This window comes from Phaeobacter gallaeciensis DSM 26640 (genome assembly GCF_000511385.1).
In the GTDB taxonomy this organism is placed as follows: domain Bacteria; phylum Pseudomonadota; class Alphaproteobacteria; order Rhodobacterales; family Rhodobacteraceae; genus Phaeobacter; species Phaeobacter gallaeciensis.
On the sequence record NC_023137.1, the window covers coordinates 89,446 to 113,496 of the forward strand.

The 24,051-nt window shown below is 59.7% G+C and carries 23 protein-coding genes; 9 read left to right on the top strand and 14 right to left on the bottom strand.

Annotated elements, in window-relative coordinates:
* Positions 1-35 precede the first annotated feature (35 nt).
* On the top strand, positions 36-968 hold the full coding sequence (locus tag GAL_RS00365) for an ABC transporter ATP-binding protein (protein ID WP_024095627.1): 933 nt from the start codon (positions 36-38) through the stop codon (positions 966-968).
* Positions 969-1,029: 61 nt separating this feature from the next.
* Here the strand turns inward: GAL_RS00365 and GAL_RS00370 are convergent, their stop codons facing one another.
* From GAL_RS00370 to GAL_RS00380, 3 genes are all read right to left on the bottom strand, one after another.
* Positions 1,030-1,407, bottom strand: coding sequence for a hypothetical protein (locus GAL_RS00370; RefSeq protein ID WP_024095628.1), 378 nt, complete (start codon positions 1,405-1,407; stop codon positions 1,030-1,032).
* A gap of 21 nt (positions 1,408-1,428) precedes the next feature.
* A complete protein-coding gene (locus GAL_RS00375; protein ID WP_024095629.1) occupies positions 1,429-2,190 on the bottom strand; it encodes a DUF6478 family protein in 762 nt (253 codons plus the stop codon).
* 181 nt (positions 2,191-2,371) lie between these two features.
* Positions 2,372-2,971, bottom strand: a complete 600-nt coding sequence (locus tag GAL_RS00380) for a hypothetical protein (RefSeq protein WP_040104267.1) — start codon at positions 2,969-2,971, stop codon at positions 2,372-2,374.
* Between the two features lie 302 nt (positions 2,972-3,273).
* Here GAL_RS00380 and GAL_RS00385 point away from each other — a divergent pair, with 302 nt between their 5' ends.
* The 4 genes from GAL_RS00385 (at position 3,274) to GAL_RS00400 (ending at position 9,776) form a co-directional block, all read left to right on the top strand.
* Positions 3,274-6,492: an ABC transporter transmembrane domain-containing protein gene (locus GAL_RS00385; protein WP_040104266.1), complete on the top strand. Its 3,219-nt coding sequence runs from the start codon at positions 3,274-3,276 to the stop codon at positions 6,490-6,492.
* Entirely contained in the window at positions 6,482-7,405 is a 924-nt protein-coding gene (locus GAL_RS00390) for a CPBP family intramembrane glutamic endopeptidase (protein ID WP_024095632.1), read from the top strand. The genes GAL_RS00385 and GAL_RS00390 overlap by 11 nt, the downstream gene beginning before the upstream one ends.
* A gap of 62 nt (positions 7,406-7,467) precedes the next feature.
* Positions 7,468-8,412 (top strand): acetyl-CoA carboxylase, carboxyltransferase subunit beta, encoded by a 945-nt coding sequence (gene accD / locus GAL_RS00395; protein WP_024095633.1) that lies wholly within the window; start codon positions 7,468-7,470, stop codon positions 8,410-8,412.
* A 95-nt stretch (positions 8,413-8,507) separates the two neighbouring features.
* The gene (locus tag GAL_RS00400) at positions 8,508-9,776 is read left to right on the top strand and encodes a bifunctional folylpolyglutamate synthase/dihydrofolate synthase (RefSeq protein WP_024095634.1); all 1,269 of its coding nucleotides are present in this window, start codon (positions 8,508-8,510) and stop codon (positions 9,774-9,776) included.
* A 106-nt stretch (positions 9,777-9,882) separates the two neighbouring features.
* Here GAL_RS00400 and zapE read toward each other — a convergent pair whose 3' ends face one another.
* Positions 9,883-10,953, bottom strand: coding sequence for a cell division protein ZapE (gene zapE, locus GAL_RS00405; protein WP_024095635.1), 1,071 nt, complete (start codon positions 10,951-10,953; stop codon positions 9,883-9,885).
* 223 nt (positions 10,954-11,176) lie between these two features.
* Between zapE and GAL_RS00410 the strand changes: the two genes are divergently transcribed.
* Positions 11,177-12,418 (top strand): MFS transporter, encoded by a 1,242-nt coding sequence (locus GAL_RS00410; RefSeq protein ID WP_024095636.1) that lies wholly within the window; start codon positions 11,177-11,179, stop codon positions 12,416-12,418.
* 18 nt (positions 12,419-12,436) lie between these two features.
* On the opposite strand, the gene GAL_RS00415 is transcribed toward GAL_RS00410, so the two are convergent.
* The 7 genes from GAL_RS00415 to GAL_RS00445 all read right to left on the bottom strand — a co-directional run bounded on the left by GAL_RS00415 (position 12,437) and on the right by GAL_RS00445 (position 18,954).
* Complete coding sequence (locus GAL_RS00415; RefSeq protein ID WP_024095637.1) at positions 12,437-13,357, bottom strand: ornithine cyclodeaminase family protein; 921 nt, start codon at positions 13,355-13,357, stop codon at positions 12,437-12,439.
* Positions 13,354-13,974, bottom strand: coding sequence for an HAD family hydrolase (locus tag GAL_RS00420; protein WP_024095638.1), 621 nt, complete (start codon positions 13,972-13,974; stop codon positions 13,354-13,356). Before GAL_RS00420 ends, GAL_RS00415 begins: the two co-directional genes overlap by 4 nt.
* 12 nt (positions 13,975-13,986) lie before the next feature.
* Positions 13,987-14,952 (bottom strand): DMT family transporter, encoded by a 966-nt coding sequence (locus GAL_RS00425; protein WP_024095639.1) that lies wholly within the window; start codon positions 14,950-14,952, stop codon positions 13,987-13,989.
* A gap of 83 nt (positions 14,953-15,035) precedes the next feature.
* Positions 15,036-15,488 carry a YaiI/YqxD family protein gene (locus GAL_RS00430; RefSeq protein WP_024095640.1) on the bottom strand — a complete coding sequence of 151 codons (453 nt, stop codon included), beginning with the start codon at positions 15,486-15,488 and terminating at the stop codon, positions 15,036-15,038.
* The gene (gene sthA, locus GAL_RS00435; protein WP_024095641.1) at positions 15,488-16,981 is read right to left on the bottom strand and encodes a Si-specific NAD(P)(+) transhydrogenase; all 1,494 of its coding nucleotides are present in this window, start codon (positions 16,979-16,981) and stop codon (positions 15,488-15,490) included. The genes GAL_RS00430 and sthA overlap by 1 nt, the downstream gene beginning before the upstream one ends.
* 3 nt (positions 16,982-16,984) lie before the next feature.
* Positions 16,985-17,818, bottom strand: coding sequence for an S-formylglutathione hydrolase (gene fghA / locus GAL_RS00440; protein ID WP_024095642.1), 834 nt, complete (start codon positions 17,816-17,818; stop codon positions 16,985-16,987).
* Between the two features lie 197 nt (positions 17,819-18,015).
* Entirely contained in the window at positions 18,016-18,954 is a 939-nt protein-coding gene (locus tag GAL_RS00445; protein ID WP_024095643.1) for an AEC family transporter, read from the bottom strand.
* A 303-nt stretch (positions 18,955-19,257) separates the two neighbouring features.
* On the opposite strand from GAL_RS00445, the gene GAL_RS00450 reads away from it, so the two are divergent.
* Positions 19,258-19,902 carry a TetR/AcrR family transcriptional regulator gene (locus tag GAL_RS00450; RefSeq protein ID WP_040104265.1) on the top strand — a complete coding sequence of 215 codons (645 nt, stop codon included), beginning with the start codon at positions 19,258-19,260 and terminating at the stop codon, positions 19,900-19,902.
* Positions 19,903-19,908: 6 nt separating this feature from the next.
* Here the strand turns inward: GAL_RS00450 and GAL_RS00455 are convergent, their stop codons facing one another.
* Positions 19,909-20,457, bottom strand: coding sequence for a c-type cytochrome (locus GAL_RS00455; RefSeq protein WP_024095645.1), 549 nt, complete (start codon positions 20,455-20,457; stop codon positions 19,909-19,911).
* 163 nt (positions 20,458-20,620) lie between these two features.
* On the opposite strand from GAL_RS00455, the gene GAL_RS00460 reads away from it, so the two are divergent.
* Entirely contained in the window at positions 20,621-21,322 is a 702-nt protein-coding gene (locus GAL_RS00460) for an ArsR/SmtB family transcription factor (protein WP_024095646.1), read from the top strand.
* 68 nt (positions 21,323-21,390) lie between these two features.
* The gene (locus GAL_RS00465) at positions 21,391-21,735 is read left to right on the top strand and encodes a DUF2794 domain-containing protein (RefSeq protein ID WP_173674603.1); all 345 of its coding nucleotides are present in this window, start codon (positions 21,391-21,393) and stop codon (positions 21,733-21,735) included.
* A 37-nt stretch (positions 21,736-21,772) separates the two neighbouring features.
* Here the strand turns inward: GAL_RS00465 and GAL_RS00470 are convergent, their stop codons facing one another.
* A complete protein-coding gene (locus tag GAL_RS00470; protein WP_024095648.1) occupies positions 21,773-22,618 on the bottom strand; it encodes a C40 family peptidase in 846 nt (281 codons plus the stop codon).
* An 11-nt stretch (positions 22,619-22,629) separates the two neighbouring features.
* On the bottom strand, positions 22,630-24,024 hold the full coding sequence (locus GAL_RS00475) for a leucyl aminopeptidase family protein (RefSeq protein WP_024095649.1): 1,395 nt from the start codon (positions 24,022-24,024) through the stop codon (positions 22,630-22,632).
* Positions 24,025-24,051: the final 27 nt, after the last annotated feature.

Sequence of the window (24,051 nt, forward strand, 5' to 3'; positions counted from 1 at the left end):
TATGAGCCAAGGGAAAACCGGGGGCAAGGGCCGCAATGACTGAGGACGCAATCCGTATCGAAGGTTTGCAGAAAACCTACAAGGGCCGCAGGGGGCAGCCTGCCAAAGACGCGCTGAAAGGCGTGGATCTGAGCATTCCGCGTGGATCGGTCTTTGGTCTTCTCGGCCCCAACGGTGCCGGCAAATCCACCATGATCAATATCCTGGCCGGGCTGGTGCTGAAAACGGCGGGAAAGGTCACGATCTGGGGCTTCGATCAGGATGAAAACCCGCGCCAGTCCCGTGCCTCCATCGGGGTCATGCCGCAGGAGTTGAATCTGGATCCGTTTTTCAGCCCGCGCGGTGCGCTTGAAGTGCAGGCAGGATTGTACGGGGTGCCAAAAACCGAACGTCGCAGCGATGATATTCTGCGTATGGTGGGGTTGGAAGATAAGGCACATGCTTATGCCCGAACTCTGTCGGGCGGGATGCAGCGGCGGTTGCTGCTGGGCAAGGCGCTGGTCCATCATCCGAATATCCTCGTTCTGGACGAGCCGACAGCAGGTGTGGATATCGAATTGCGCCAGATGCTGTGGGAGAATATCCGCAAGCTGAACGCGCAAGGCATGACCATTATTCTGACCACACATTATCTCGAAGAGGCCGAGGAAATGTGTGATGAAATCGCGATCATCAATCAGGGTGAGCTGGTGGCGCGCGACACCACGGCAAATCTGCTGGGGCGGTTGGATGCAAAGGCGATGGTGGTCCACCCGGCGCATCCGGTGACGACATTGCCAGTGGGCGATGGAATCGCGTCGGAGTTGCGTGGTGATGGTGCGGTGATCCTGCGCTACCACGGCAATCAGACGAGCGCAGAAGAGGTTTTGTCGGCGGTACGTGAGGCCGGGATTTCGATCCGGGACGTTAAAACCGAAGAGGCCGATCTGGAAGATGTGTTTCTGGCGCTGACAAAATCTCGGAGCTGATAGCGCAGTGGCGCGTCAGCATTCTGCCCTTGTTAGAGCCTAGTTCGCCTCGCGCGAGCCGTCATTGTGTTTCGACGCAGTGACGACGAAAGGCACGTTTCAGCATATCGAGTTCGGCGCGCAGCAGTTCCACCTCAACTCGTAGATCATCACCGGTAAGTTCGCCGCAGATGAGGGTGAAATCGCCTAGCTTTGCATCCGTCGTCAGATCATAAATCACAAAACTCTGGACACCATCGGCAATCGCTTCGGTTGGAATTGGGATGGTAAGGGACCATTCACCGGCGGTTTCACTTTCTTCGAGGGCGACATCTGGCACAAGGCGATCCAAGTGGCGCACTTCTATTACGGGCGTGGAGCCTGAGGATCCCGTGTCCCCGATGCGCCCTTCCCACAGGCCGTCGCGAAAACGAATTTTGGTCAATGTCAGCTGGCTCATGTCAGGCCTTTCGAATGCGGGTTAGAGACTGGCGCGGCGGCTGCGGGACAGGGTGAGATCGCGTAGGGTCACCTGATTCATTTCCGGGGCTTCAAAGATCAGTTCCAGCCACAGCCGCTCGACGCGTTTTTCGTTCAGCTCGGCATAGGCGAGATCATATTCGACGTGGGTCCGTTTGTCGCTCATGGGCATTTCACGCACCAATTGTTCGGTGTTCGGACCATGCTTGATGTTGAGCCGCGCAAAGATTTCTATCGGGTTTTCGGTTTCCACCGTGCAATCCACCCGCAGCAGATGATCGCGGCTTAGCCCGTGAGTCACCTCTTGCGGCAGCTCAATGACCAGCGACAGGAATGAGCCGTCAAAGCGGAACACATCCAGGCGGACGCCATAAGGGGCAAGGTCTTCCTCACGGTTGTTGCGCAGCTGGCGCAGGGTGAGTTCCGAGACGGCACAGTCATGAAACAGCTGCACCTCATGGCCGAGCCGGGTTTTGCTGGGAACCGCGGAGGCACCGGGAACAGGCAGCGGGCCGCGCCAGAGTTCCGGGCGCCAGCCCCAGTCTGTGCCATGGGGGCGCGGAAAGGCGTTTGAGCCGATTTGCGGCAGTGCCAGCCGACTTTCGGCGATATGAATCAGTTGATCCAGATGCAGGCGTAGTGTTCTGGCGCGGTTGCGCTGCTCCCTCAGCCGGCTGAGGGACGCTTTGGGGGCCTGTTGCGCAAGGCGTCGCCATCGCTTCAGCACGCGTTTGAATAGCAGCTTTTCAATCGTCCTGCCCATAGGCTCAATATCCTGTCCTGCGTCCTGTCATTTTTGGCGCGATGCAACACCTAGCGACATACGCATTGTTTTTTCTGACCCTAGCCAAAGCGATGGGCGCTGACAAACCTCCGGGCCGGTAATCTTGCCGGGCGATGGTATTGGCGGGGGCGCCGACTGTTTGCAGCCCGGATACGGGGCACTATTGCGCGGCGGCATCGGGGCTGGGGGGCAGATCCGCGGTTACGGAGGCTTCAAGCGTTTTAGCGGTCAACTCATTCAGCAGTCGGGCGCCGCGCCCGCCGAGGTTGCGACTGCCGCCGGGGGCATAAAGCGCAAGCGCCACCAGTTGATCGTTCAGCACAAAGGCACCGCGCCAATGGACCGGGCTGGCACCTCGGGCGCGGTGATCCGGCATGTTTAGCTTGACCAATGGCAGCATCATATCGTTCCGCTCTGTCAGCAGTCGCGCGCCGGGCGCATTTTTCAGCAGATCCGCGCTGGTCAGGGCTTCATCCGCAGGTCCGGCCGGCCCAACAGCAACTGTTATCAAGGCGCGATTGCGGTTCGAGGGTCCGGGGCGCAGGCTGGAGCAGGGGACCACGATGGCAAAGCCCCCTTCGGCGCGGTGGCCGGTCATGCGGGGGTCGATGCAAAATCCGGTTGGCGGAACGAGGTGAATGGTGTCGCTGGCAAAGCTCATACGGGTGATATCGCCGGGTTGAGGATCAGCTGTATCCGCGACCAGTGATGCGCCGGTTCCGGCAGTGCATCCCGCCAGCGCGAGTGGGGCGACCACCATTAGCGCCAGTCGTGCCAACCCGTATCGCTCGATCGTTGACGATATCCGCTGTGCGCCACCGCAAAACCACTGTGCAAAGGCGGTAGAAAAGCCACACTTGGATCGACCCTCCGAGATTGAGGCGCACCCGTTTTCCGCGTGTTGTGCAGCCTGCTCTCCATCCAGAATAGGTTCTTTGTTTCCGTTGCTTACGATGGTCACAGCGGTTTCTGCCTGTCGTTGTTCTGCTCAAGCTTGGCATAGTCTGAGGGGCGTGTCGGAGCAAGCATCTCACGTAAAAGTCGACCGGGTGTTGCCTTGTAATGTCAGGGGGCAATGATTACGGTCTGACCGCTGCACAGCCAGCAAGCGATTTCTCGCTAAGATCTTCCGACACGCAAAAGGAGCAGGGGATGCAATCCACCCTGTTTTCATTCATCTGGACCTATTCGCGGCGCCAGCAGATAGGTCTGTTGGCGTTGACCATGGTCACGTTCCCCTTCCTCTATGCGGCGTTGGAATTGCCCAAGCGGATTATCAACGACGCTATCGGTGCGCCGATGGATCAGGTTGAGGTTCTGGGGCAAGAAATCGGGCAGGTCGACTATCTGCTGCTGCTGTGTGTTGGGTTTTTAGCCGCGGTTCTGATCAGTGGCCTTTTGAAGATGCGCCTCAATACCATGAAGGGCATCGTCGCCGAACGTCTGCTGCGGCGCCTGCGGTACACGCTGATCAACCGGATGATGCGGTTTCCCGCGCCGTATTTCAGGACCACCAGCCAGGGTGAGCTTGTCTCCATGATCACCTCGGAATCAGAACCGATGGGTGGCCTGATGGGCGACGCTGTGGCGCAGCCTGTGTTTCAAGCCGGGCAGATGCTGACGATTGTCGCGTTTCTCTTTATGCAAAGCGTGTGGTTCGGACTGGCCTCGGTGGCGCTGATCCCATTGCAGGCCTGGCTGATCCCGATGCTGCAACGTCAGATCAACCTGCTGAACAAGGACCGCATTCAGGAGGTGCGGGCTTTTTCAGCAGAGATTGGCGAAACCGCCGCTGGGATCGGGGATCTGCGGATCAATGGTGGCCGCCGGTATCGGCTGGCGCAGATATCGGCACGTCTGGGACGGCTGTTCGATATTCGGCGGCGGATCTACACCAAAAAATACTTCATGAAGTTTCTCAACAACATGATCGGTCACCTGACGCCGTTTGTGTTTTATTCCGCCGGCGGTGTGCTGGCGATCCGCGGCGATATCACGGTGGGCGCATTGGTAGCCGCATTGGCCGCTTACAAGGATCTGTCAGCCCCGTGGCGAGAATTGCTGACCTACTACAATCAGGTGCAGGATATGAGCCTGCGCTGGTCGATCATGACCGATCGTTTCGCGCCCAAGGGCATGATTCCGGAGGAGCTGATCGAGGGCGCGCCGACGGATATCCCTCATCTGCGCGGCGCCATCGAATTGCGCAATGTTTCGGTGAAAGATGCCGACGGAAATATGGTGCTGGAGGATTTGTCGCTGACCATTCCGGCGGGGGGACGTGTTGCAATCCAGAGTAGCAGCGAGGCGGAGCGCGCGGCTTTTGCAGCACTGCTGACGCGGGAGGTTGTGCCATTTCGCGGGTCGGTGACGATTGCAGGGCATCGGCTGGACCAACTGCATCAGGGGGTGATCGCGGCGCGCGTCGGCTATGCCTATTCGCGGCCCTATCTGTTTAATGGCTCACTTGGCGACAATGTGCTGATGTCGCTGCGCGATCATCCGCATATGCCTGCAGGCAGCGAGTCCCGTGGCAAGAGCCGTGTAATGACCGAAGCCTGCCGTGCCGGTAATAGCCCGGATCCATTAGCTGCGGATTGGATCAACCCGGCGCTGGCAGGGCTTGGATCCGAAAGCGAGCTGCGTGACTGGTGGTTTCAGCTGGTCGAGGCGATGGGCATCGACGAGCAGCTGTTCCGTCGCACCCTGCACACCCGGTTTCAGATTGGTCCGCATCTTGGCCTTGTGCAGCAGATCATTGCCTTGCGCCCTCTTGTGGCGGAGCGGCTGAAGCATGCGGGCCTTGCTGATGTGGTGCATCGTTTTGAGCCGGAGGTGTTCAATCCAGCGGTTCCTCTGGGCGGCAATATCCTTTTTGCCGCGCCCACCCGCCCTCTCGCGCCCGAGGAGCTGATTGCGGAAGACGGGCCGATTATCAGCGCTTTGCGGGATCATGGCCTGCAGCAAGACGTGATAACCTTCGGTCTTGGGGTGATGGACACCTTGCGGCAGACCTTTGGTCGAGAGGACACAAATCACCCGTTGTTCAAGCGGCTTGGGTTGGACGAGGCGCTGTATCAACGCATCGCCGAGGTTGCTGACCGCCAGGCCACGCTGGGCGTGTCCGGGCTGGGCGAGGACGAACGGGTGTTGCTGGCCTCGGTGCCGTTTCTGATCTCTGAGGAGCAAATCGGCACAGCATTTCCGGAGCGGTTCAAGCAGCGCATCCTGGATATGCGACGTGATGTGGCACCAGCGCTGCAGGCGCAATTGGGTGATCTCTTTGTCTCCATTACGCCTGACGCCTATCTGCCGCGGCTGACCGTGCTGGAAAACGTGCTCTACGGCCGGCTGTCGCTCAGCGCGGGTGCCAAGGCCAAGCAGGTCGAGGATCTGGTCGCCGAAGTGTTGGAAGAACACGGGCTGCGCAAGCGTCTGGCGCTGATCCTTTATGATTTGCCGGCCGGTCTGGGCGGAACTGCGTTGGAACCTGTGTTTCAGGAGCGCGCGGCCTTTACCCGGGCGGCGATCAAGCGGCCCGATATCCTGATTCTGGACCGCGCCTTAGCGAGCCATGACAGTGCAAGCAGGTTAGAATCCCGTGAACGGCTTTCCAAGCTGATGCCAAATGCCACGATGCTGTTTCTGGAAGACCAGTTCAACCACCCGGAGCGCTATGATATTTTTGTGAAAATTCAAAATGGTCGGATTGACGGCGTTGAAGGCAATCTGACCGATCCGATGGAGAGTGCTGCACGAAACGACCTGGGTAAACGGCTGGAACTGATCCAGAGCACAGAGCTGTTCTCGAAACTGGATGCACGAAATCAGCGACTGTTGGCCTTCTCGGCGCGCTGGCATGACGTGGCCAAGGGCGACCATGTCTTTCAATATGGAGACGCCGGCGACGCGGTGTTCCTCTGCCTGTCCGGCAAGGCGGATTTGTTCTGGCCGGACAGCACTGCGGAGAGCACACCGATTTCGCAGATTGAGCCGGGGCGGTTGATCGGGGATCTGGCCGTGATCCTGAACGACAAACGGCAGCTGGATCTGATCGCGGTGGAGGATTGCCGCTTCCTCAGGATTGGTGCCGAAGAATACCGCGCCGTGATCGAAGCGGATGCCGGTGTTGCGGTGCAACTGCTGGAGACTGTCTCGCGGCATCTGGTGCAGGTGGCAGGCGTGGCACGGGCAGCGGCTCAGAATGTCTCTGGCGAGGACACACCAGCGGTCGCAGCTGCCGCCATCGTCGCGGAGGAGCGTGCCGGCAATGTTCACTAAGCCCGCGACAACAGCCTATGCCGCCCATGACCTGCTGGTCGATCCGGCGGCGCGGTCTGCGCCGCAACTCTGGCGCCTGTTGCTGGGTTTGCTTCTTATTGGCGTGCTCAGCTATGCGTTGACTGCGGTAGCCGTGCAAACGCTGATCGTAGCGTTTCCGGGCGCGTGGGTCCGCGATCTGCCGACCGGCGGATCGCCGGTCGCGATGCTGGTCCTCCTGAGTAGTTTTCTCTGTGTGACAATTGCTGTTGCCTGTGCACTACGTCTGTTGCACCGTCGCAGTTTGAGCAGCGTGATTGGCCCCATGCCGTTGGCGCTGCAACAGTTTGGTCGCACCTCCCTGCGTCTTTCCGTCCTGATGGTCGTGCTGGCGCTGCTCTGGCTGATCCTGCCGATAGGGCTGGATGGTGGCGTGATGTCGGATCTGGTGCCGAATCTTGCGCTGCATCAGTGGCTGCGCCTGTTGCCTCTGGCGTTGATTGCGATCTTCATACAGATCAGTGCGGAGGAGATCCTGTTTCGCGGCTACCTTCAGCAGACACTTGCTGCGCGCGGTCTGCACCCGCTGATCTGGCTTTTCGTGCCATCTGCGATTTTTGCGGTGGGTCACTACGCGCCGGGGGATGCGGGGGTGAATGCGCCTCTCATTGCGCTTTGGGCTGGCGGATTTGGTTTGCTGATGGCGGATCTCACTGCGCGTGCGGGCACACTGGGTCCGGCAATGGCCGTCCATTTTGTCAATAACATCATTGCGATCCTGCTGTTTGGCTCTCCAACCACCCTGTCTGGTCTGGCCCTTTTTCTGGTGCCGTTTGAGCTGTCTGACCCTGTCGTATTGCGGCAGATGCTGTGGCTCGACTTCGCGGTTATGGGGCTTTGCTGGCTGGTTGCGCGGCTTGCCATCCGGCGCTGATTGCATTTAGACGCGCGGGGCCTTATTTGAAGGTCCAAACCGCCCCTACAAAGGCATGGCTTATGAACTGGATCACCAACTACGTCCGGCCGCGGATCAATTCGATCTTCTCGCGCCGCGAAGTTCCCGAGAACCTTTGGCGCAAATGCGATGAATGCGGCACCATGCTGTTTCACCGTGAGCTGAGCGACAATCTGAATGTCTGCAACAACTGCGGGCATCACATGCACATCACCCCCCGCGACCGTTTTCTGGCGCTGTTTGATGGCGGCGTTTTCACCGAGGTTGCCGTGCCTGAGCCACTGGCGGATCCGCTGAAGTTCCGGGATCAGAAACGCTATCCTGACCGGATGAAAGCAGCGCAGAAGACGACCGCCGAGAAAGAGGCGATGCTGGTGGCCGCCGGTGAAATTGGCCGGACCCCGATCATCGCCGCCGCGCAGGACTTCTCCTTCATGGCGGGATCCATGGGCATGTATGTTGGCAATGCGATCATTGCCGCTGCTGAAGAGGCCGTGAAACTGAAACGCCCGTTGGTACTGTTTTCTGCCGCAGGCGGTGCGCGCATGCAGGAGGGGATCCTGTCGCTGATGCAGATGCCCCGGACCACAGTTGCGGTCCAGATGCTGAAAGAGGCAGGTCTGCCTTATATTGTGGTGCTGACCCATCCGACCACCGGGGGTGTGACCGCCTCTTATGCGATGTTGGGGGATGTGCATATTTCTGAGCCCAACGCATTGATCTGTTTTGCCGGTCCCCGTGTGATCGAACAGACCATTCGCGAGAAACTGCCCGAAGGGTTCCAGCGCGCCGAATACCTGCTGGATCACGGCATGTTGGATCGCGTAACACCGCGCACCGAAATGCGTGAGGAGTTGATCAAGATCACCCGGATGCTTCTGGACCTGCCTCCGCAGATTGTTGGTGACCTGCCTGCACCGGATGAGAGCGAGCAGGCCGCGAATGATGCCAGTGGTGCCGCAGACGCACCGGTATCAGGGACCTGATCCTGCTAGAATTGTGATATTACGGCCCGCTCGTCCTGCGCGCGGGCCGTTTCTATATTGCCCTCGTAAAATCGCCTACATCAATGAGCCGCAAAATGACCCAGACCTCCGACGCGATCCTTGCCCGCATGATGGCGCTGCACCCTAAGATTATCGACCTGACGCTGGACCGGGTCTGGCGGTTGCTTGCGGCGCTGGATAATCCGCAGGAGAAGCTGCCGCCGGTGATCCATCTGGCGGGTACCAACGGCAAGGGCTCCACCCAGGCGATGATCCGTGCCGGGCTTGAGGGGATGGGCAAGAGTGTCCACGCTTATACCTCGCCGCATCTGGCACGGTTCCACGAACGCATCCGGCTGGCGGGGGAGCTGATTTCGGAGCCGCATCTGAGTGACGTGCTGGATGAGTGCTACGCCAAGAACGGCGGTGAGAACATCACCTATTTCGAAATCACCACGGTGGCGGGCCTCCTGGCGTTTTCGCGCGTGCCTGCGGATTACACCCTGTTGGAGGTCGGCCTTGGCGGGCGTCTGGATGCAACCAATGTCATCACGCCTGAGGTCTCGGTGATCACTCCGGTTTCTATTGATCACGAACAGTTTCTGGGCAACACCCTGACCAAGATCGCGGGCGAAAAGGCCGGCATCATCAAACGCGGCGTGCCGGTTGTGGTTGGCCCGCAGCCAGAGGACGCGATGGAGGTCATTGAGGCCACCGCCACCCGCCTTGGTGCCCCATTGATCGCTTATGGTCAACACTGGCATGTCTGGGAGGAACGCGGGCGGCTGGTGTTTCAGGACGAAAACGGTCTCCTGGACCTGCCGCTGCCCGCGCTATTGGGCGCACATCAGATCCAGAACGCAGGCGCGGCGCTGGCAACCCTGCGTCATCTGGGGGCTGATGAGGCGGCTTGCGAGGCCGCGATGGCCAATGCCGAATGGCCTGCCCGCATGCAGCGGCTCAAGACCGGCCCGTTGATCGAGGCCGCGCCCTCGGCTGAGCTGTGGCTGGATGGCGGTCATAACGCGGCGGCAGGCCTGGCACTGGCGGAGGTGCTGGCGGGATTGCCCGCGCGGTCCACGCATCTGATCTGCGGCATGCTGAACACCAAGGATGTGAGCGGTTATATGGCCCCGCTGGCCCCGCATGTTGAAAGCCTCACGGCGATTTCAATCCCGGATGAGATCAACACCCTCAGCGCCGAAGAGACCGAAGCCGCAGCCAAGTCTGTGGGCATCGCGGCAGGAACGGCGCAGAGCACCATGGCGGCGCTGCAGGCCATCACTGCCAAGGATCCGCAGGCACGGGTGCTGATTTGCGGTTCGCTCTATCTGGCGGGCCATATCCTGCGCAACAACGGGTGACGCTGATAGCCGGTATGCCAGCAGCGCAGTCGGCCAGTCACCTTTCTCAAAATACTCCGGGGGTGAGAAAGCCCTGCTTTCGAGGGGGCAGCGCCCCCTTCGCGCCTTAGGCCTCGCGCCCCCAGTCCCGGTCCTGCATCTCCCGCAGACGCGAGGCGGTGCGTTCGAATTCAAACGTGCCTTCCCCTTCGACATAGAGCATTTCCGGTTCTGCCGCAGCGGAACAGATCAGGCGCACCCCTGCCTCATAGAGCGCGTCGATCAGCGTTACAAAACGCTTGGCTTCATTGAAGTTGTTACGGCTGAGGCGGGGAATGTCTTCGAGGACCAGCACCTTCACCTCCTCGGCAAGAGCAAGATAATCGCCGGGTCCGAGCATCTTGCCGCATAGGTCATAAAAACTGGCGCGGGCCACCCCGTTGCGGAACGCGGGCAGGGTGACTTCGCGCCCCTTCACCTCAAGCGTCAGTGGCTGTGCAGGCCCGCCGGAGAGGTCTTCCCAGATGGCGCGGATCTTTGCATTGGCGTCAGCATTCACCGGTGAGAAATAGACCTGCGCCCCAGTGAGGCGATCCTGACGGTAGTCAACCGGGCTGACCATCTCATGGACCTGCATCTGCTGCTTGATGAGATCAATGAACGGCAGAAACAGCTGTCGGTTCAATCCGTTCTTATAAAGGTCATCGGGCACCCGGTTTGAGGTGGTGATCACGGTGACACCGGCGGCAAACAAGGCCTCAAACAACCGCCCAACAATCATCGCATCGGTGATATCGGTGATCTGCATTTCGTCAAAAGCCAACAGTCGGACCGATCCGGCCACCTCTGCCGCCACGGGGGCAAGCGCATCTTCGACCCCTTGCTGACGGGCCTCGTGCATTTTGCCGTGGATCTCCTGCATGAAGGCATGAAAATGCACGCGACGTGATGGGATGTCGTCCAGGCTGTCGACAAATAGATCCATCAGCATCGATTTTCCCCGACCGACCCCGCCCCAGAGATACAGGCCGGTGACAGACTCGTAGGTGGCTTTGCGAAACAGGCCACGCTTGACCGGCGGCGCTTTCAACCCTTCGGCAATGCGATCAAAATGCGCAAGCACGGCCTCCTGGGCGGGATCCGGCTTTAACACGCCTGTGTCGATTTTCTGCTGATAAAGCGTGGTCAAATGGGTCATATCGCAAGGGATAACGTGGTGGGCATCGGATGGGAAGGGACGTCCGCCGCGTAGGTCTCGGCATCTGGAATGCTACGAGGCGGGCCAATCAGACCTGCCGGATAAAGGGTAACATTTGATGCATCAAATATTCTTGTCTATCGCCGCAAAAATCCTGATTTGACCGGATGTGGTTTTCCCGTACCGTCGTCTGACCGGAAATCGTCCGGCAAGGAGACAGGCCATGAGCAGACCCACACCGTTGTTTACCCCCGTTCTGATCGTGGGCTGCGTGATCATTATGGTGAGCTTTGCGGTGCGCGCCTCCTTTGGCGTGTTCCAGATTCCGATTGCCGAGGAATTCGGCTGGCTCCGGTCCGAATTCTCGTTGGCGATTGCTATTCAGAACCTGGCCTGGGGCATCGGTCAGCCCATTTTTGGTGCGATCGCAGAGAAAATTGGCGACCGCAAGGCGATCATCATCGGGGCACTGATCTATGCTGCCGGGCTGGTGTTCAGCGCTTGGGCGACCACTCCGTTTGAGATGCAGGCCTATGAATGGCTTGTTGGCTTTGGCATTGCGGGCACCGGGTTTGGCGTGGTGCTGGCCGTGGTTGGTCGCGCCAGCTCGGATGAGAACCGCTCGATGTCACTGGCCATTGTGACGGCGGCGGGGTCTGCAGGGCAGATCTTTGGCGCGCCGACTGCGGAGTGGTTGTTGACCTTCCTCAGCTGGCAGAGCGTATTTCTGGTGTTTGCAGGGGTTGTTCTGGCGCTTATCGCCACATTGCCACTGATGCGCGCGCCTGAGGCCGCCTCTAAGGCCGAACTGGAAGAGAGCATGGGCGCAATCCTGAAAAAGGCGTTCAAGGATCCATCCTATACGTTGATTTTCCTTGGCTTCTTCAGTTGTGGCTATCAGCTGGCTTTTGTCACCGCGCATTTCCCGGCCTTTGTTACCGAGATGTGCGGCCCGATCCTGCCGGGTGGTGCGCTGTATTCCATCGGGATCACCTCGACATCCGCGCTCGGGGCGGTGGCGATTTCCCTGATTGGCGCGGCAAATGTGGGCGGGACACTGCTGGCGGGTTGGCTTGGCAATCGTTACTCTAAGAAATACCTGCTGGCGGCAATCTATACCGGCCGTACGATTGCGGCGGCGGCCTTCATCCTTGTGCCGATCACGCCGGTCACTGTGATCGTGTTTTCCATCGTCATGGGGTCTTTGTGGTTGGCCACGGTGCCGCTGACTTCCGGCTTGGTCGCACATCTTTATGGGCTGCGCTATATGGGCACGCTTTATGGGATTGTGTTCTTCAGTCACCAGCTGGGCAGTTTCCTTGGTGTCTGGCTGGGGGGACGGATGTATGACATCTATGGTGACTACACGTTGGTCTGGTGGATCGGCGTTGGGATCGGAGCCTTCAGCGCCATTGTCCATTTGCCGATCCGGGAGCATCCGCGCACTGTGCTGGCTGCCACCTGATAGTGACGCGGCGGGGGACTATGCGCCCCCTTGCCAGCGATCCAGAATGTGACGACTGGTCATCAGATCCATATGGGCGCCACCGCCGTTCTTGAACAAGGTGATCCTGGCAGGGTCGAATTGGGGGAAGGCCGTCAGATCGTAGAAATCTGCCCGCACGTCATCGCGGCTGATCACTCCCTGTGCGAGAGGGATCTTGAATTCACCGATGTGATCTAAGGTGGTGTCGAAACTGTCGCAGTAGATGTCCGCGCGTTGCAACGCCTCATCATCGGCTTCGCGCATATCTGGACGGTAGGCGCCGATCAGGTTGAGGTGCTGACCGGGTCGCAACCACGCGCCCTTGATGACAGGGGTGGAGGACATGGTGCAGGTCACGATGATATCTGCGGCACCTACAGCGGTTTCCAGATCGGTGGCAACTTTGGCGTTGGGATAACGGTCGGCCAGCGCTTCGGCCTTCTCAGCGGTGCGGTTCCAGACGCGGATCTGGGCCTTGGGGTAGGCGGTGCCGAAGGCTTCGATCAGCGATGCGCCAACGGTTCCGGCCCCGACAATCAGGATCTCTCGGCTGTCAGGGTTGGCCAATCGCAGAGCGCCCAAAAGACTGTCCCCTGCGGTTTTCCATTTGGTCACCAGATGGAAATCGGCCAAGGCCTCCAGCATGCCGGACTGATCCGCATAGAGACAGACAGCGCCGTTGATCATTGGGTGACCCTGATCCGGGTTGCCGGGGAAGATTGTGGCGCTTTTGACCGCCAGACCCAGACCATCGATCCAGGCAGCGCGGTTTAGCAGCGTGTCTTTACCCCGGTAGAGGAAACTGTCGGTGACTTCGGCCTTTGGCAACTGGTGGCCTGCGGCAAGTGCGTCGCAGAATGAGAGCCAGTCAAGATTGGCTTCCCCCTGATCAAAAGGGATTTGCAGGATGGCGCTCATCGGGAGGCCTCCGCTGGCAGCAATCCTTCGGCAACCAGACGGTCCGCCCAGGTCTGAGGGTGGGTAAATAGATGGGTCTGCCAGCCACGTGCGGCGGCGGCTTCGATATTTTCGGGGCGGTCATCCGTGAAGAGAAGCTGTTCTGGTGCCACGCCCGTATCTCGCTCCAGATGGGCGTAGATCTCGCCCTCTGGTTTGATGGTTTGCAGATGACCAGACACAAAGGCCTGATCGAATTCGTTGAAGAACGGGTAGGTGGTCTTTGCCAGCTCGAACGTGCCGACACCAAAATTGGTCAGCGCAAACACTGGCACGCCGCGCTCCCGCAGCGCGCGCATCAGGCGGACGGAGTGTGGGATTTCAGGGCTGGCCATCTGGAGCCAGCTGTCGTGCCAATGGCGAATTTCTTCAGCCCATTCCGGGTGTTGATCGGCAAGAGCGTAAACAGCGCCTCTGAAGTCCTCCCCCCGGTCTATGCCAAGGTTCATGCCATGCAGATCGACCTCGTGAAACAATGCTTCGCGTCGAGCCTTGCCGATTTTGGCATCATAAAAACGCTCGGGCTCCCATTCGATCAGCACGCGGCCGATATCAAAAACGACGGCTTGAATGGTCATCTTCAGGCTCTCCTATCCGGTGGAGCGCGGTCGCGGGCGTGGTGCCGGGCGACTGCGGCGGGTTTCGCGCCAGACTGAAACAAGCCCGGCGCCAATGATCAAGGTTGATCCGATCCAGACCGGCCCGTCGGGCCATTCGTCAAATACCAATACCCCCCAGATCACGGCCATTGGCATGGCGATATATTCGAATGGGGCGACGAGACCGGCCTCGCATTGGCGATAGGCCTGGCTGACGAGGTAGCCCCCGATCGACCCCGCCAGTCCCACGATCAGGAACAGGATCCAGTCCTGCGGCGCAGGCCAAATCCAGGCGCGCAGAATGAACTGTACCCCGGCGTTGTCAGAACTGGCAAAGCGCCCGTCGCCGGTTGTCAGCCCCACGAGGGTGCTCACCAGCAAGAAGCCCAACGTGGGATAAAAGGAGAGCGTTGCCGCCTTGTCCGCGCCGCCCGCACGTCGGGTCAGGACATGCAGCGTGGCGTAGCCGCAGGCCCCCAGAAACGGCAGGATCGCAGCGGGCTGAAAGGTGCCGGGACCGGGGCGCATGATGATCAGGATGCCGGCAAATCCAACGGCAACCGCCATCCAACGCCAGGGGCCGACCCGTTCTTTCAGGAACAAAACCGACAGGCTGGTCACCACCAGTGGCGTGGCAAAGGCGATGGCCACCGCCTCAGCCATTGGCATGATCGCAAGACCGGTGAAGAAACAGAGGTTGGCAAACAGCACTGCGAGGCTACGCAGCAAATGCAGGCGCGGTTGACGCGTCCGCAGGATAGCGTAGCCGCCCTCCAGCGGGACGATCAGCACCAGCAAAACAACCATTGCCACCACGGAGCGCAGCATCACCACCTGATAGAGCGGGTAGTCCCCTGACAGAAACTTGAAGATGACGTCTATGATGGAAAAGCAGACAGCGGCCCCAATCGCGGCAAAGACGCCAAACAGCGATAGGCTGGCCGGTTGCTGCGTCACATCTGGTCCCCCTTGGACTGGTCTTCTTGCAATCAGTGACTTACCGCAGGGAAAAGGGCAAGGGGTGGCGAAGGTGGCGGCCGTCAGCTGTTTTGCGCGGCGCGGACCTCGCGTTCCAGCGCATCCAGAAATCGGGAGCGATCCGCCTTGGTAAACCCCTTGCCGCTGCCGCCTGCGCCAAGCGGATTGGCGGCGCGCAGGTCTGCCATCAGATCACGCATCGCCAGTTGCTGGCCGATGTTGGCTTCAGTGAAGCGTTCGCCATTGTGGCGCAGCACACGGGCGCCAGCCTCGATACATTTTGCGGCCAGCGGGATGTCACCGGTGACCACCACATCGCCCGCGCCACAGCGTTCAGCGATCCACATGTCTGCCACGTCGGCACCTTCTGACACGATCACCGTCTCCACCAGCGGGTTCTGTGACGGGCGTAGCCCGCCATTGGAGACCACGTACATGGTGACCTTATGGCGGGTTGCGACGCGCTCTGCCTCGGCTTTGACCGGGCAGGCATCGGCGTCGATATAGAGTGCCATTACTCCGCAGCCTTGGTTGGCTTTGCCTTGGCTGTCGATTTACCCTTGGCGGCGGGCTTGGGTTTCTCCGCGTCTGATTTCTTCACCTTGAATTCATCAGGGATGGGCATCCGGTTGAAGGCATCAAGGCCGGCGATCTTGTATGCCTCGGCCAGGGTTGGGTAGTTGAAGGTGTTCTGAACGAAATAGTCCACCGTGCCTTTGAGGTTCAGAACCGCCTGCGCAATGTGGATCAGCTCGGTCGCACCTTCGCCGACGATCTGGACGCCCAGAACCCGGCGGGTTTTGAGGGAGAACAGCATTTTCAGCATGCCGTGCTCCAGCCCCATGATGTGCCCGCGTGAGGTTTCGCGGAAGCGGGCGATGCCGATCTCATAGGGGATGCCCCGTTCCTGCAATTCCTCCTCCGACATGCCGCAGGTGGACATTTCGGGGACCGAGTAGATCCCGTAGGGGAACCAGGGGCTTTCCGGCAGGGTGGGCGTTTCCAGTGCGTGACAGGCGGCAACCCGGCCCTGTTGCAGTGAGGTTGAGGCCAGCGAGGGATGTCCGATCACGTCGCCGGTGGCATAGATATGCGGCACGGTGGTCTGGTAGGATTTGCGATCCACGCTGAGGCGACCGCGATGATCCGTCTCCAATCCGACCGCTTCAAGGTTCAGCGCCTCGGTGTTGCCCATACGGCCCGCTGCAAACAGCAACATGTCGCCGCGTACATGGCGCCCATTCTCGAGGCTGACCTCGATATGGCTGCCCTCATCCTCAATCTTGGTGATGGCCGAGCCAAGCCGCAGATCGACACCGTTTTCGCGGATCTGATGGGTGAAATCCTGGATCAGCGTGCTGTCGATGAAATCAAGGAAGGTGTCGCGCGGCTCAATCAAGGTTACGCGCACGTCAAGGGCGGAGAACATGGTGGCATATTCAACGCCGATCACGCCCGCACCAACGACGACCAGTGAGCGGGGGATTTCCTCCATCTCAAGGAATTCATCGCCATCCACCACGGTTTTGCCGTTGAAAGGCACGTAGTCCGGGCGATAGGTCCGCGTGCCGGTGGCGATCAGGAATTTTTCGCCAGTCACACGGGTGGTATCACCTGCCTCGGTTGCGACTTCGACCTCGTTCGGGCCGACAAAACGGGCCAGGCCGGGCAGAACCTCGACGTGATTGCGGTTGAACTGGTGTTCCAGCACGTCGACCTCATGGTCGAGCGTCATATGCAGGCGGGCCTTCAGATCCTCGGCCTGAATCTGATCTTTGACCCGGTAGGCACGTCCATAGAAACTGCGCTCGCGCCAGCCGGAGAGGTTCAGAACGGTTTCACGCAGGGTTTTGGACGGGACGGTGCCGGTGTGGACCGAGACACCGCCCAGCCGGTCCTTACGGTCGATCACCAGCACGCGTCGGTGCAGTTTACCGGCCTGAATAGCCGCAGTCCGCCCAGAGGGACCGGAGCCGATAATGATGAGGTCGTAGTTGTAGTCTGTCATGGTTCAGCCCCGGTACAGCGCTTCGGCATGGAAGGAGACATGATCCTCCATGAAGGTGGAGACGAAGAAATAGCTGTGATCATATCCCGGCTGCATCCGCACTACGGCCTGTTGGCGGCGGCTCGCTGCGGCCTGTGCCAGAGTTTCGGGTTTTAGCAGATCAAGGAATTGATCGGATGTGCCGGTGTCGATCAACACAGGCCCGTCAAAGCCGCTGTCCTGCATCATCAGGGTTGCATCGTGACGCGCCCATGTCGCTTCGTCTGCACCTAGGTATGCGGTCAGCTGTTTGCGGCCCCAATCGCTGGCAGTGGGGTTGCAGATCGGTGCGAAGGCCGACACGGACCGGAACCGGCCGGGCAGGTTCATTGCCATCGTCAGCGCGCCGTGTCCCCCCATGGAATGGCCGGTGATCGACTGGCGGTCCATATCCAGTGCAAACTGCTCCCCCAGGAGGGCAGGCAGTTCTTCGGTGATATAGTCCCACATCTGGAAATGCGAAGCCCAGGGGTCCTGCGTGGCATTCACGTAGAAACCTGCGCCCTGACCCAGATCGTAAGCTTCGTCATCGGCGACACCTTCACCGCGCGGGGAGGTGTCGGGGAACACCATCGCTATGCCTTGTTCTGCACACCAGGCTTGCGCCCCGGCCTTGGTCATTGCGTTTTCATGGGTGCAGGTCAGCCCCGACAGATACCACAGCAGTGGCACCGGACCGTCGGCGACCTCCTCCGGCAGGAACAGCCCAAAGGTCATGTCGCAATTGGTGCTGCTGCTGGCATGGCGATAGACGCCTTGCACGCCTCCGAAGGCGGCATTTTTCGAGACGGTTTCCATGGGGCGACTCCTTTGTTCCTTGTTGGTCTATCGCTACCTGTGGTCAGCCATAGCGTCCAGTGACTGCGCGTCTGCGGTTCTTGTTTTTGCGACATATGATTGCAAAAACCTGAAGACGGCGGCGGATTACTGGTTCTGGAAGCTGTTTCGATACGGCTCAGCTCCGTTCAGTTGAAGCCACATGCTTCAGGTCGAGCCTATGGCAGGGCGAGGGCCGAAACCCAGGCGATCACTAGCGGCAATGTCAGGATCGAGAGCGTGGTGGACAACAAGATCGCGGCAGAGGCGCGGTGCGGTGCAACACCGTAATGCTGAGCAAGCATATAGACATTGCCGGCAACGGGCAGCGCGGCAGCAGCGATGGCAACACCGGCGGCATAGGGATCCACCGGGATCAGCAGAAGAACGCAAATCGCGACGCAGGCGGGGTGTAGGACGAGTTTGGCAAAGCTGAGCCAGCTTGCGATCTGGACCCGCTCGGCGGATTTCGATGCCAAAGAAGCCCCAATCGCAAAGAGTGCGCCCGGCGTTGCGGCATCGCCGAGAAGCGCCAGAAACGCATTGGCAGGCGTCGGAATCGGCAGGGCCAGAGCGGACCATATCAACCCGGCACAAATTGACAGGATCATCGGGTTCTGCAGCAGCCCTCGCCCAACCAGCCGAAGCGTATCGCTGCCGAACCCGCTGCCGCGCCCGATGTTGATCAGAACCACGATTAGGGAGGAAAACACCACCAGATCTACGCTGAGGATCAGCATCATTGGCCCTACTGAGGCAGGACCGAACAGCAGGACCATCATTGGCAGGCCAAGAAAGCCGACATTGCCGATCGCCGCGCATTGCGCCTCAACCGCAGCGGTCTGCATATCGAGACGCCGCAGAAGTGCGACTAGCGTGGTCAGGATATAGACTGCCATCGTGCCCAGCAGGTAACCGAGGATCAGCCGGGGGTCGAAGATCTCGGAGAAGGACAGATTGGCTGCAAACCGAAAAATCATCGCTGACAATGGGAAGTAAAAGACGAATTTGGTCAGGCTCGCAGTCGCCTCCTCGGAGAAGAAACGGCTGCGCCCGGCCATGTATCCAAGGCCAATTATTGCGAAAAATGGCAGTGTTCTCAGAAATATCTCGAGCATCACCGCAATTGGTAACCTGAATTGACCAACGCGGAAAGAGGGTTCTGCCTCCGCATGGCTTGAGTGTTCGGCCTGTCCTCGAAACGCCATGCCCGTGGGCCGCTGGTGGCCGAGCCGACCTCCCTGTCGCTACGTTCTGAGGGTAAGTTTATTTCACTTGAGCGTGCGGAGCGCTAACTCACAGGCTATCAAAGTGTTACAGGTGGGTGTGAGGCGATGCTTGACCTCATTTGCGAATGTGTAGATTTGGCTCCAGATCTGCGACATATCAGGTCGCGCGCGACGCCACAGCAGAGAGTATGGATGAACCAGCCAGCCGCCATTCCCCGTAAGGGCCGAAAATACGATCAGGTGCTTCAGGGCGCGCGGGATGTATTCATGGCCCATGGGTTCGAAGGCGCCAGCGTTGATGATATTGCCCGCAAGGCGGGTGTCTCCAAGGCGACGCTCTACAGTTATTTTCCTGACAAGCGGCTGCTGTTTATGGAGGTTGCTCGCCATGGCTGCGCCCGTCAAGCGGACACTGCGGTGACTATTGCGTCTGGCTGCTGCGATCCTGAGACGGCGCTGCGCGAGGCGGGCCATCATATACTTTCAGTGATCCTGTCGGAGTTCGGCGTGAAGATGTTTCGGATCTGTGTTGCCGAGGCGGACAGGTTTCCCGACCTGGGGCGGCGGTTTTACGAAAGCGGGCCTGCGACCATTCGGGCCCAGCTGCGAGAGTATCTTGCGGAGGCGACGTCGCGCAGGCAATTGCGGATCGACGATCTGGATCTGGCTGCGGATCAGTTTGCCGAGCTGTGTCGGGCAGATATGTTCTTGCGTTTGCTCTTCAATATCGAAGCTGAGATCGGACCGCAGGAGCGGGAACGGGTGGTGGATGCGGCGATCACTACGTTTCTGGCCCGCTATGGCGTGCCTGCTGCGACTGAGGAAACGACCCGGTGATTACCCCTAGTGGGTGGTGAATTCCCTTGGCGTATCCCGATAGATCTGGTGACAATTGTGGCAGGCAGAGATCAGCCTTGGCAAGCTGCGTCTTAGACCTGAGACGGAGCGGATATTCAGGGCCTTCGCGGCTTTTTCAGCATCATCGGCATGGCGTTTGAAATCAGCCCAGTTCGTCCAGATGCCACCGCGCGCGTGGGACGAGAGATCTGTCACGTCGCGGCGAAAATGGCGTGAAATGCGGCGTGTCGACCGGATCAGGCTGCGGCGCGCGGCACGGGCGCCGGACCGATCAAACGCGATATAGTCCCGCGTCAGTGCAGTGAGATCCTGAAGCGCCTTTTTCTGACTGCTCATCAGGGCGATGCGCTGGGCAACATATTTGTTCGGTGCGGGGCTTTCTGCCTCAACCTTGCCTGCGAGCAACAGCAATGCCGTCATCAGCAATAGGCCACTCAGCACCGCAAACAGAGGCATCAGAAATTGGCAGGTGTTAGGAGACGCTGTGACGACCCGCGCCGGGTGGGTGCTGTCCTTTGTCAGGTGAGGTGCCATCGCCTGCTGTTTCCCTAGCCAGATGTGTCGCAATGCGTTCAGATTAGGCGGATCGGGTTAGATCGCGGTTAATGCGTAAACAGACTTCCAACAGCGAACACTTCGACAGCGGGCGAAATGTTTGTACTGGGCCTGATCCCAGACGCTGGGTTAGTCTCTGTTCATGAGTACGCCACGATTTGATATTCTGGGCCAGGCCCTGGCCGATGCCAGCCGTACCCGTATGTTGTGTGAATTGCTGGATGGACGGTCCTACACCAACAAGGAACTGGCCTCAGCCGCAGGTGTCACCCCGCCCACTGCCACCGCGCATTTGCAGATGTTGCAGTCCGCAGGTCTGGTGGTGGCCGAAAAGCGCGGGCGCTGTGTGTTTCACCGTTTGGCCAGTGCGGAGGTGGCCCATACCCTCGAACAGCTGGCCTCGATTGCGCCGTCGGATCATCTGCAGCGTGCTCAGCAGCGCAAGGCGGGTCAGTTGGCACCGCTGCGCAGTTGCTACGACCATTTTGCGGGCCCGCTGGCTGTGGCGATGACTGTACGTTTTCTTGAACTGGGCCTTTTGGTTGAGCACAACGGCGGGTTTGAGGTGATCCCGGCGGCTGAATGGGACAGGCTTGGCGTGGTGCTGCCGGGTCGACCAGGGCGGCAGCCATTTGCCCGCCCTTGTATGGACTGGACGGAACGGCGTCTGCATATCTCAGGTGCTTTAGGGCGTCAGTTGCTGTCCCACGCGCTGGACGCGGGGTGGGTGAAGCGTCAGCCTGTCAAACGGGGCTTGTTACTGACGACGCCCGGTCGCGCGGCATTTGAGCAGATCATTGGTCTGGATACGCGGTCTGTCGTGCCCGAACTGTCGCCGTCCTGAGGGCGGCGCGGTACGGATGATTAGCAATAATGCTTGATTTACGGGCTGTTTGGCGCGACCCTGCTGATATGAGCTTTGACCAAGTGCAGCCCTTCGCATCGTTTTCTGACCCGCAGCAGGTTGCCTTTCACCGTACCGAACTTTCGGTGATCCTGTCGCTTTATGGTCGTATGGTTGCAGCCGGGGAATGGCGGGACTACGGCATTTCTACTCTGCGGGATCTGGCGGTATTTTCAGTGTTTCGCCGCACGGCTGAGCACCCATTGTACCGAATTGAAAAGCGGCCCAAGTTGCGCAACCGGCAAGGACAATACGCGGTTGTCGGCATGGATGGCCAGATCCTGAAACGTGGACATGATCTGCGAATGGTGCTGCGTGTGCTTGAGCGTAAGCTGATCAGATCAGTGACATGACGGCCTGATACGCGTTAGCACGGGGGCAGGCTGCGCCCTAGAGGATAACACGCCGATGGCTTGTGATCGGCCCATCACCCTGTGACATGATCCGCTCCACGGCGTCAGCAACAGGCTCCAAGGCGACGGCCATGTGATAGGCGTTTGCATGGATCATGGTTTCGGGGTCCTGCATCAGTGCCACGTGTCCCTTCCAGAACAGCAGGTCACCTCGTCGCAGATCGCTGGGCACCGCTGTGTTGCCGAGCGGGATGTTATCGCCCAACTCACGCTCCTGCTGGTTACTGTCGCCGGGGCAAGCCACCCCGCAGGCCAGCATCGCAGCCTGAACCAGACCGGAACAGTCGATGCCCCAGCGGCTGTTGCCGCCCCATAGATAAGGGGTTCCAAGAAACAGCTGCGCAACGGCGACCGGATCCCTGTCGGGCTGGGAAATTGGCCGCAGATGATGCAGAGGGACGTAGCCGTGATTTGTTTCGGCAAATTTGCTGCCTAGGCTGGAAACGCGCAGCCTGCTGCTATGGCTGAGGCTGCAGAGATCTGCGGATTTCATATCTGCCGCGCTGTAGGCATGGGTCGCCGCAGTGCAGACCTGATGGGTGACGGGGTCTGTGGGTTGCTCGAGCGAGGAAGTCGGGACATAGCCGACGTAGCGATCTGCAGCCGCCTGTACGAAGGCCCAGCCGTCATGGGCACCATAGATGGTGACCTCAGCCCCGAGCAGCAGTTGCCGGTCCCTTGGTCCGTCTGGGCGACGCAGGAGATTCACCACTGGCAGACAAATCTGTGCAGGTTGGCCTCCAACGATTTGTCTGCCGTCAGGATCTAACGCCAGATGTGCGGCGATCACGCGGTCGTTTGCGGGCGTGCGGCGAGGATCCATCGTCTTATCCTTCAGAGTTTCAGCATCTGAGGGAGCGCCTCGAACACAGCGCGCGCGCCCTGCAGTGCGCCACCTTTGGGCCGAGCGGGTGCTGCGCTTGGGGTCCAGCCATAGATATCGAAGTGCATATAGCGGTGTTCTCCGGCAAAACGGCGCAGGAACAGGGCTGCGGTGATTGAGCCGGCGAAGCCGCCGCTGGGCGCATTGTCCAGATCGGCAATCTGCGGTTCGATCATCGCCTCATAGGGCGCGTGGAAGGGCATGCGCCAGACCGGGTCAGCGACCGCAGCTGCTGCTGCGCCGATGGCATCCGCATCAGCGTCAACATCGGTATAAAACGGCGCAAGGTCCGGGCCGACGGCGACGCGGGCGGCCCCCGTCAATGTTGCCATGGAAATCAGCAGATCCGGTGTGTCCTCCGCCGCATAGGCCAGTGCATCGGCCAGAACCAGCCGACCTTCGGCATCGGTATTGTTGATCTCAACGGTCAACCCGTTGCGGGCGGTCAGCACATCACCGGGGCGGAACGCGTTGGCAGAGACACTGTTCTCGACCGCCGGGATAAGCACACGCAATGCGACGGGCAGCTGCAGCGCCATGATCATATGAGCCAGTCCCAATACATTGGCCGCGCCGCCCATATCTTTCTTCATCAGCCCCATACTGCTGCCGGGTTTGAGGTTCAGCCCGCCAGTGTCAAAACAGACGCCTTTACCCACAAGTGTCAGCTTGGGGCCGGTACTGCCCCAGCGCATCTCCAGCAAGCGCGGTCGGCGGTCAGAGGCGCGGCCGACGGTATGGATCATCGGAAAATTCTGCGTCAGTAGATCCTGATCTGCGATCACGTCGAGGCTTGCACCATGCCGGTCAGCTAGGGCCTGTGCTGCGTTCTGCAGCTCAGCCGGACCCATGTCTGCCGCAGGTGTGTTGATTAGATCCCGTGTCAGAAACTCCCCGGCAGCGAGGGCTTCGAGCCGGGCATTATCCACACCCTCGGGCGCAATCAGATGTGCCTCGGCGTCTCGCCCGCTTTTGTAGCGGTCAAACCTGTACTGGGCGAGCAGCCAACCCAGACACTCTGCTGGGCGGTCCTTTTGGGCAATACCTTCGGCGAGATGATATGTGCCCTTGGGCAGTTTGGACAGTGCACTGGCTAGAATAAATCGGCGCCGCGTGCGATCTTTCTCGGTACCATATCCGACCAAGGCCTGCCGTGGCTGGCCATCTTTGCCCGGGAGCGTAAGGACCTGCCCAATGGCACCGTTAAATCCGTTTGCACGTGCCCAGTTGGCGGTTTCAGCCGACGCCTTGGCCAGCCAGCTCTCGCAGCTCTCCTGACTCAGCACGTGCAAAGCGATGCTTGCGGTGTCCGGTTTGGCAAAAGCAGGATGCTTGGCAGAGGGCATAACAGGATACTCCGGCTCGGGGGGCGA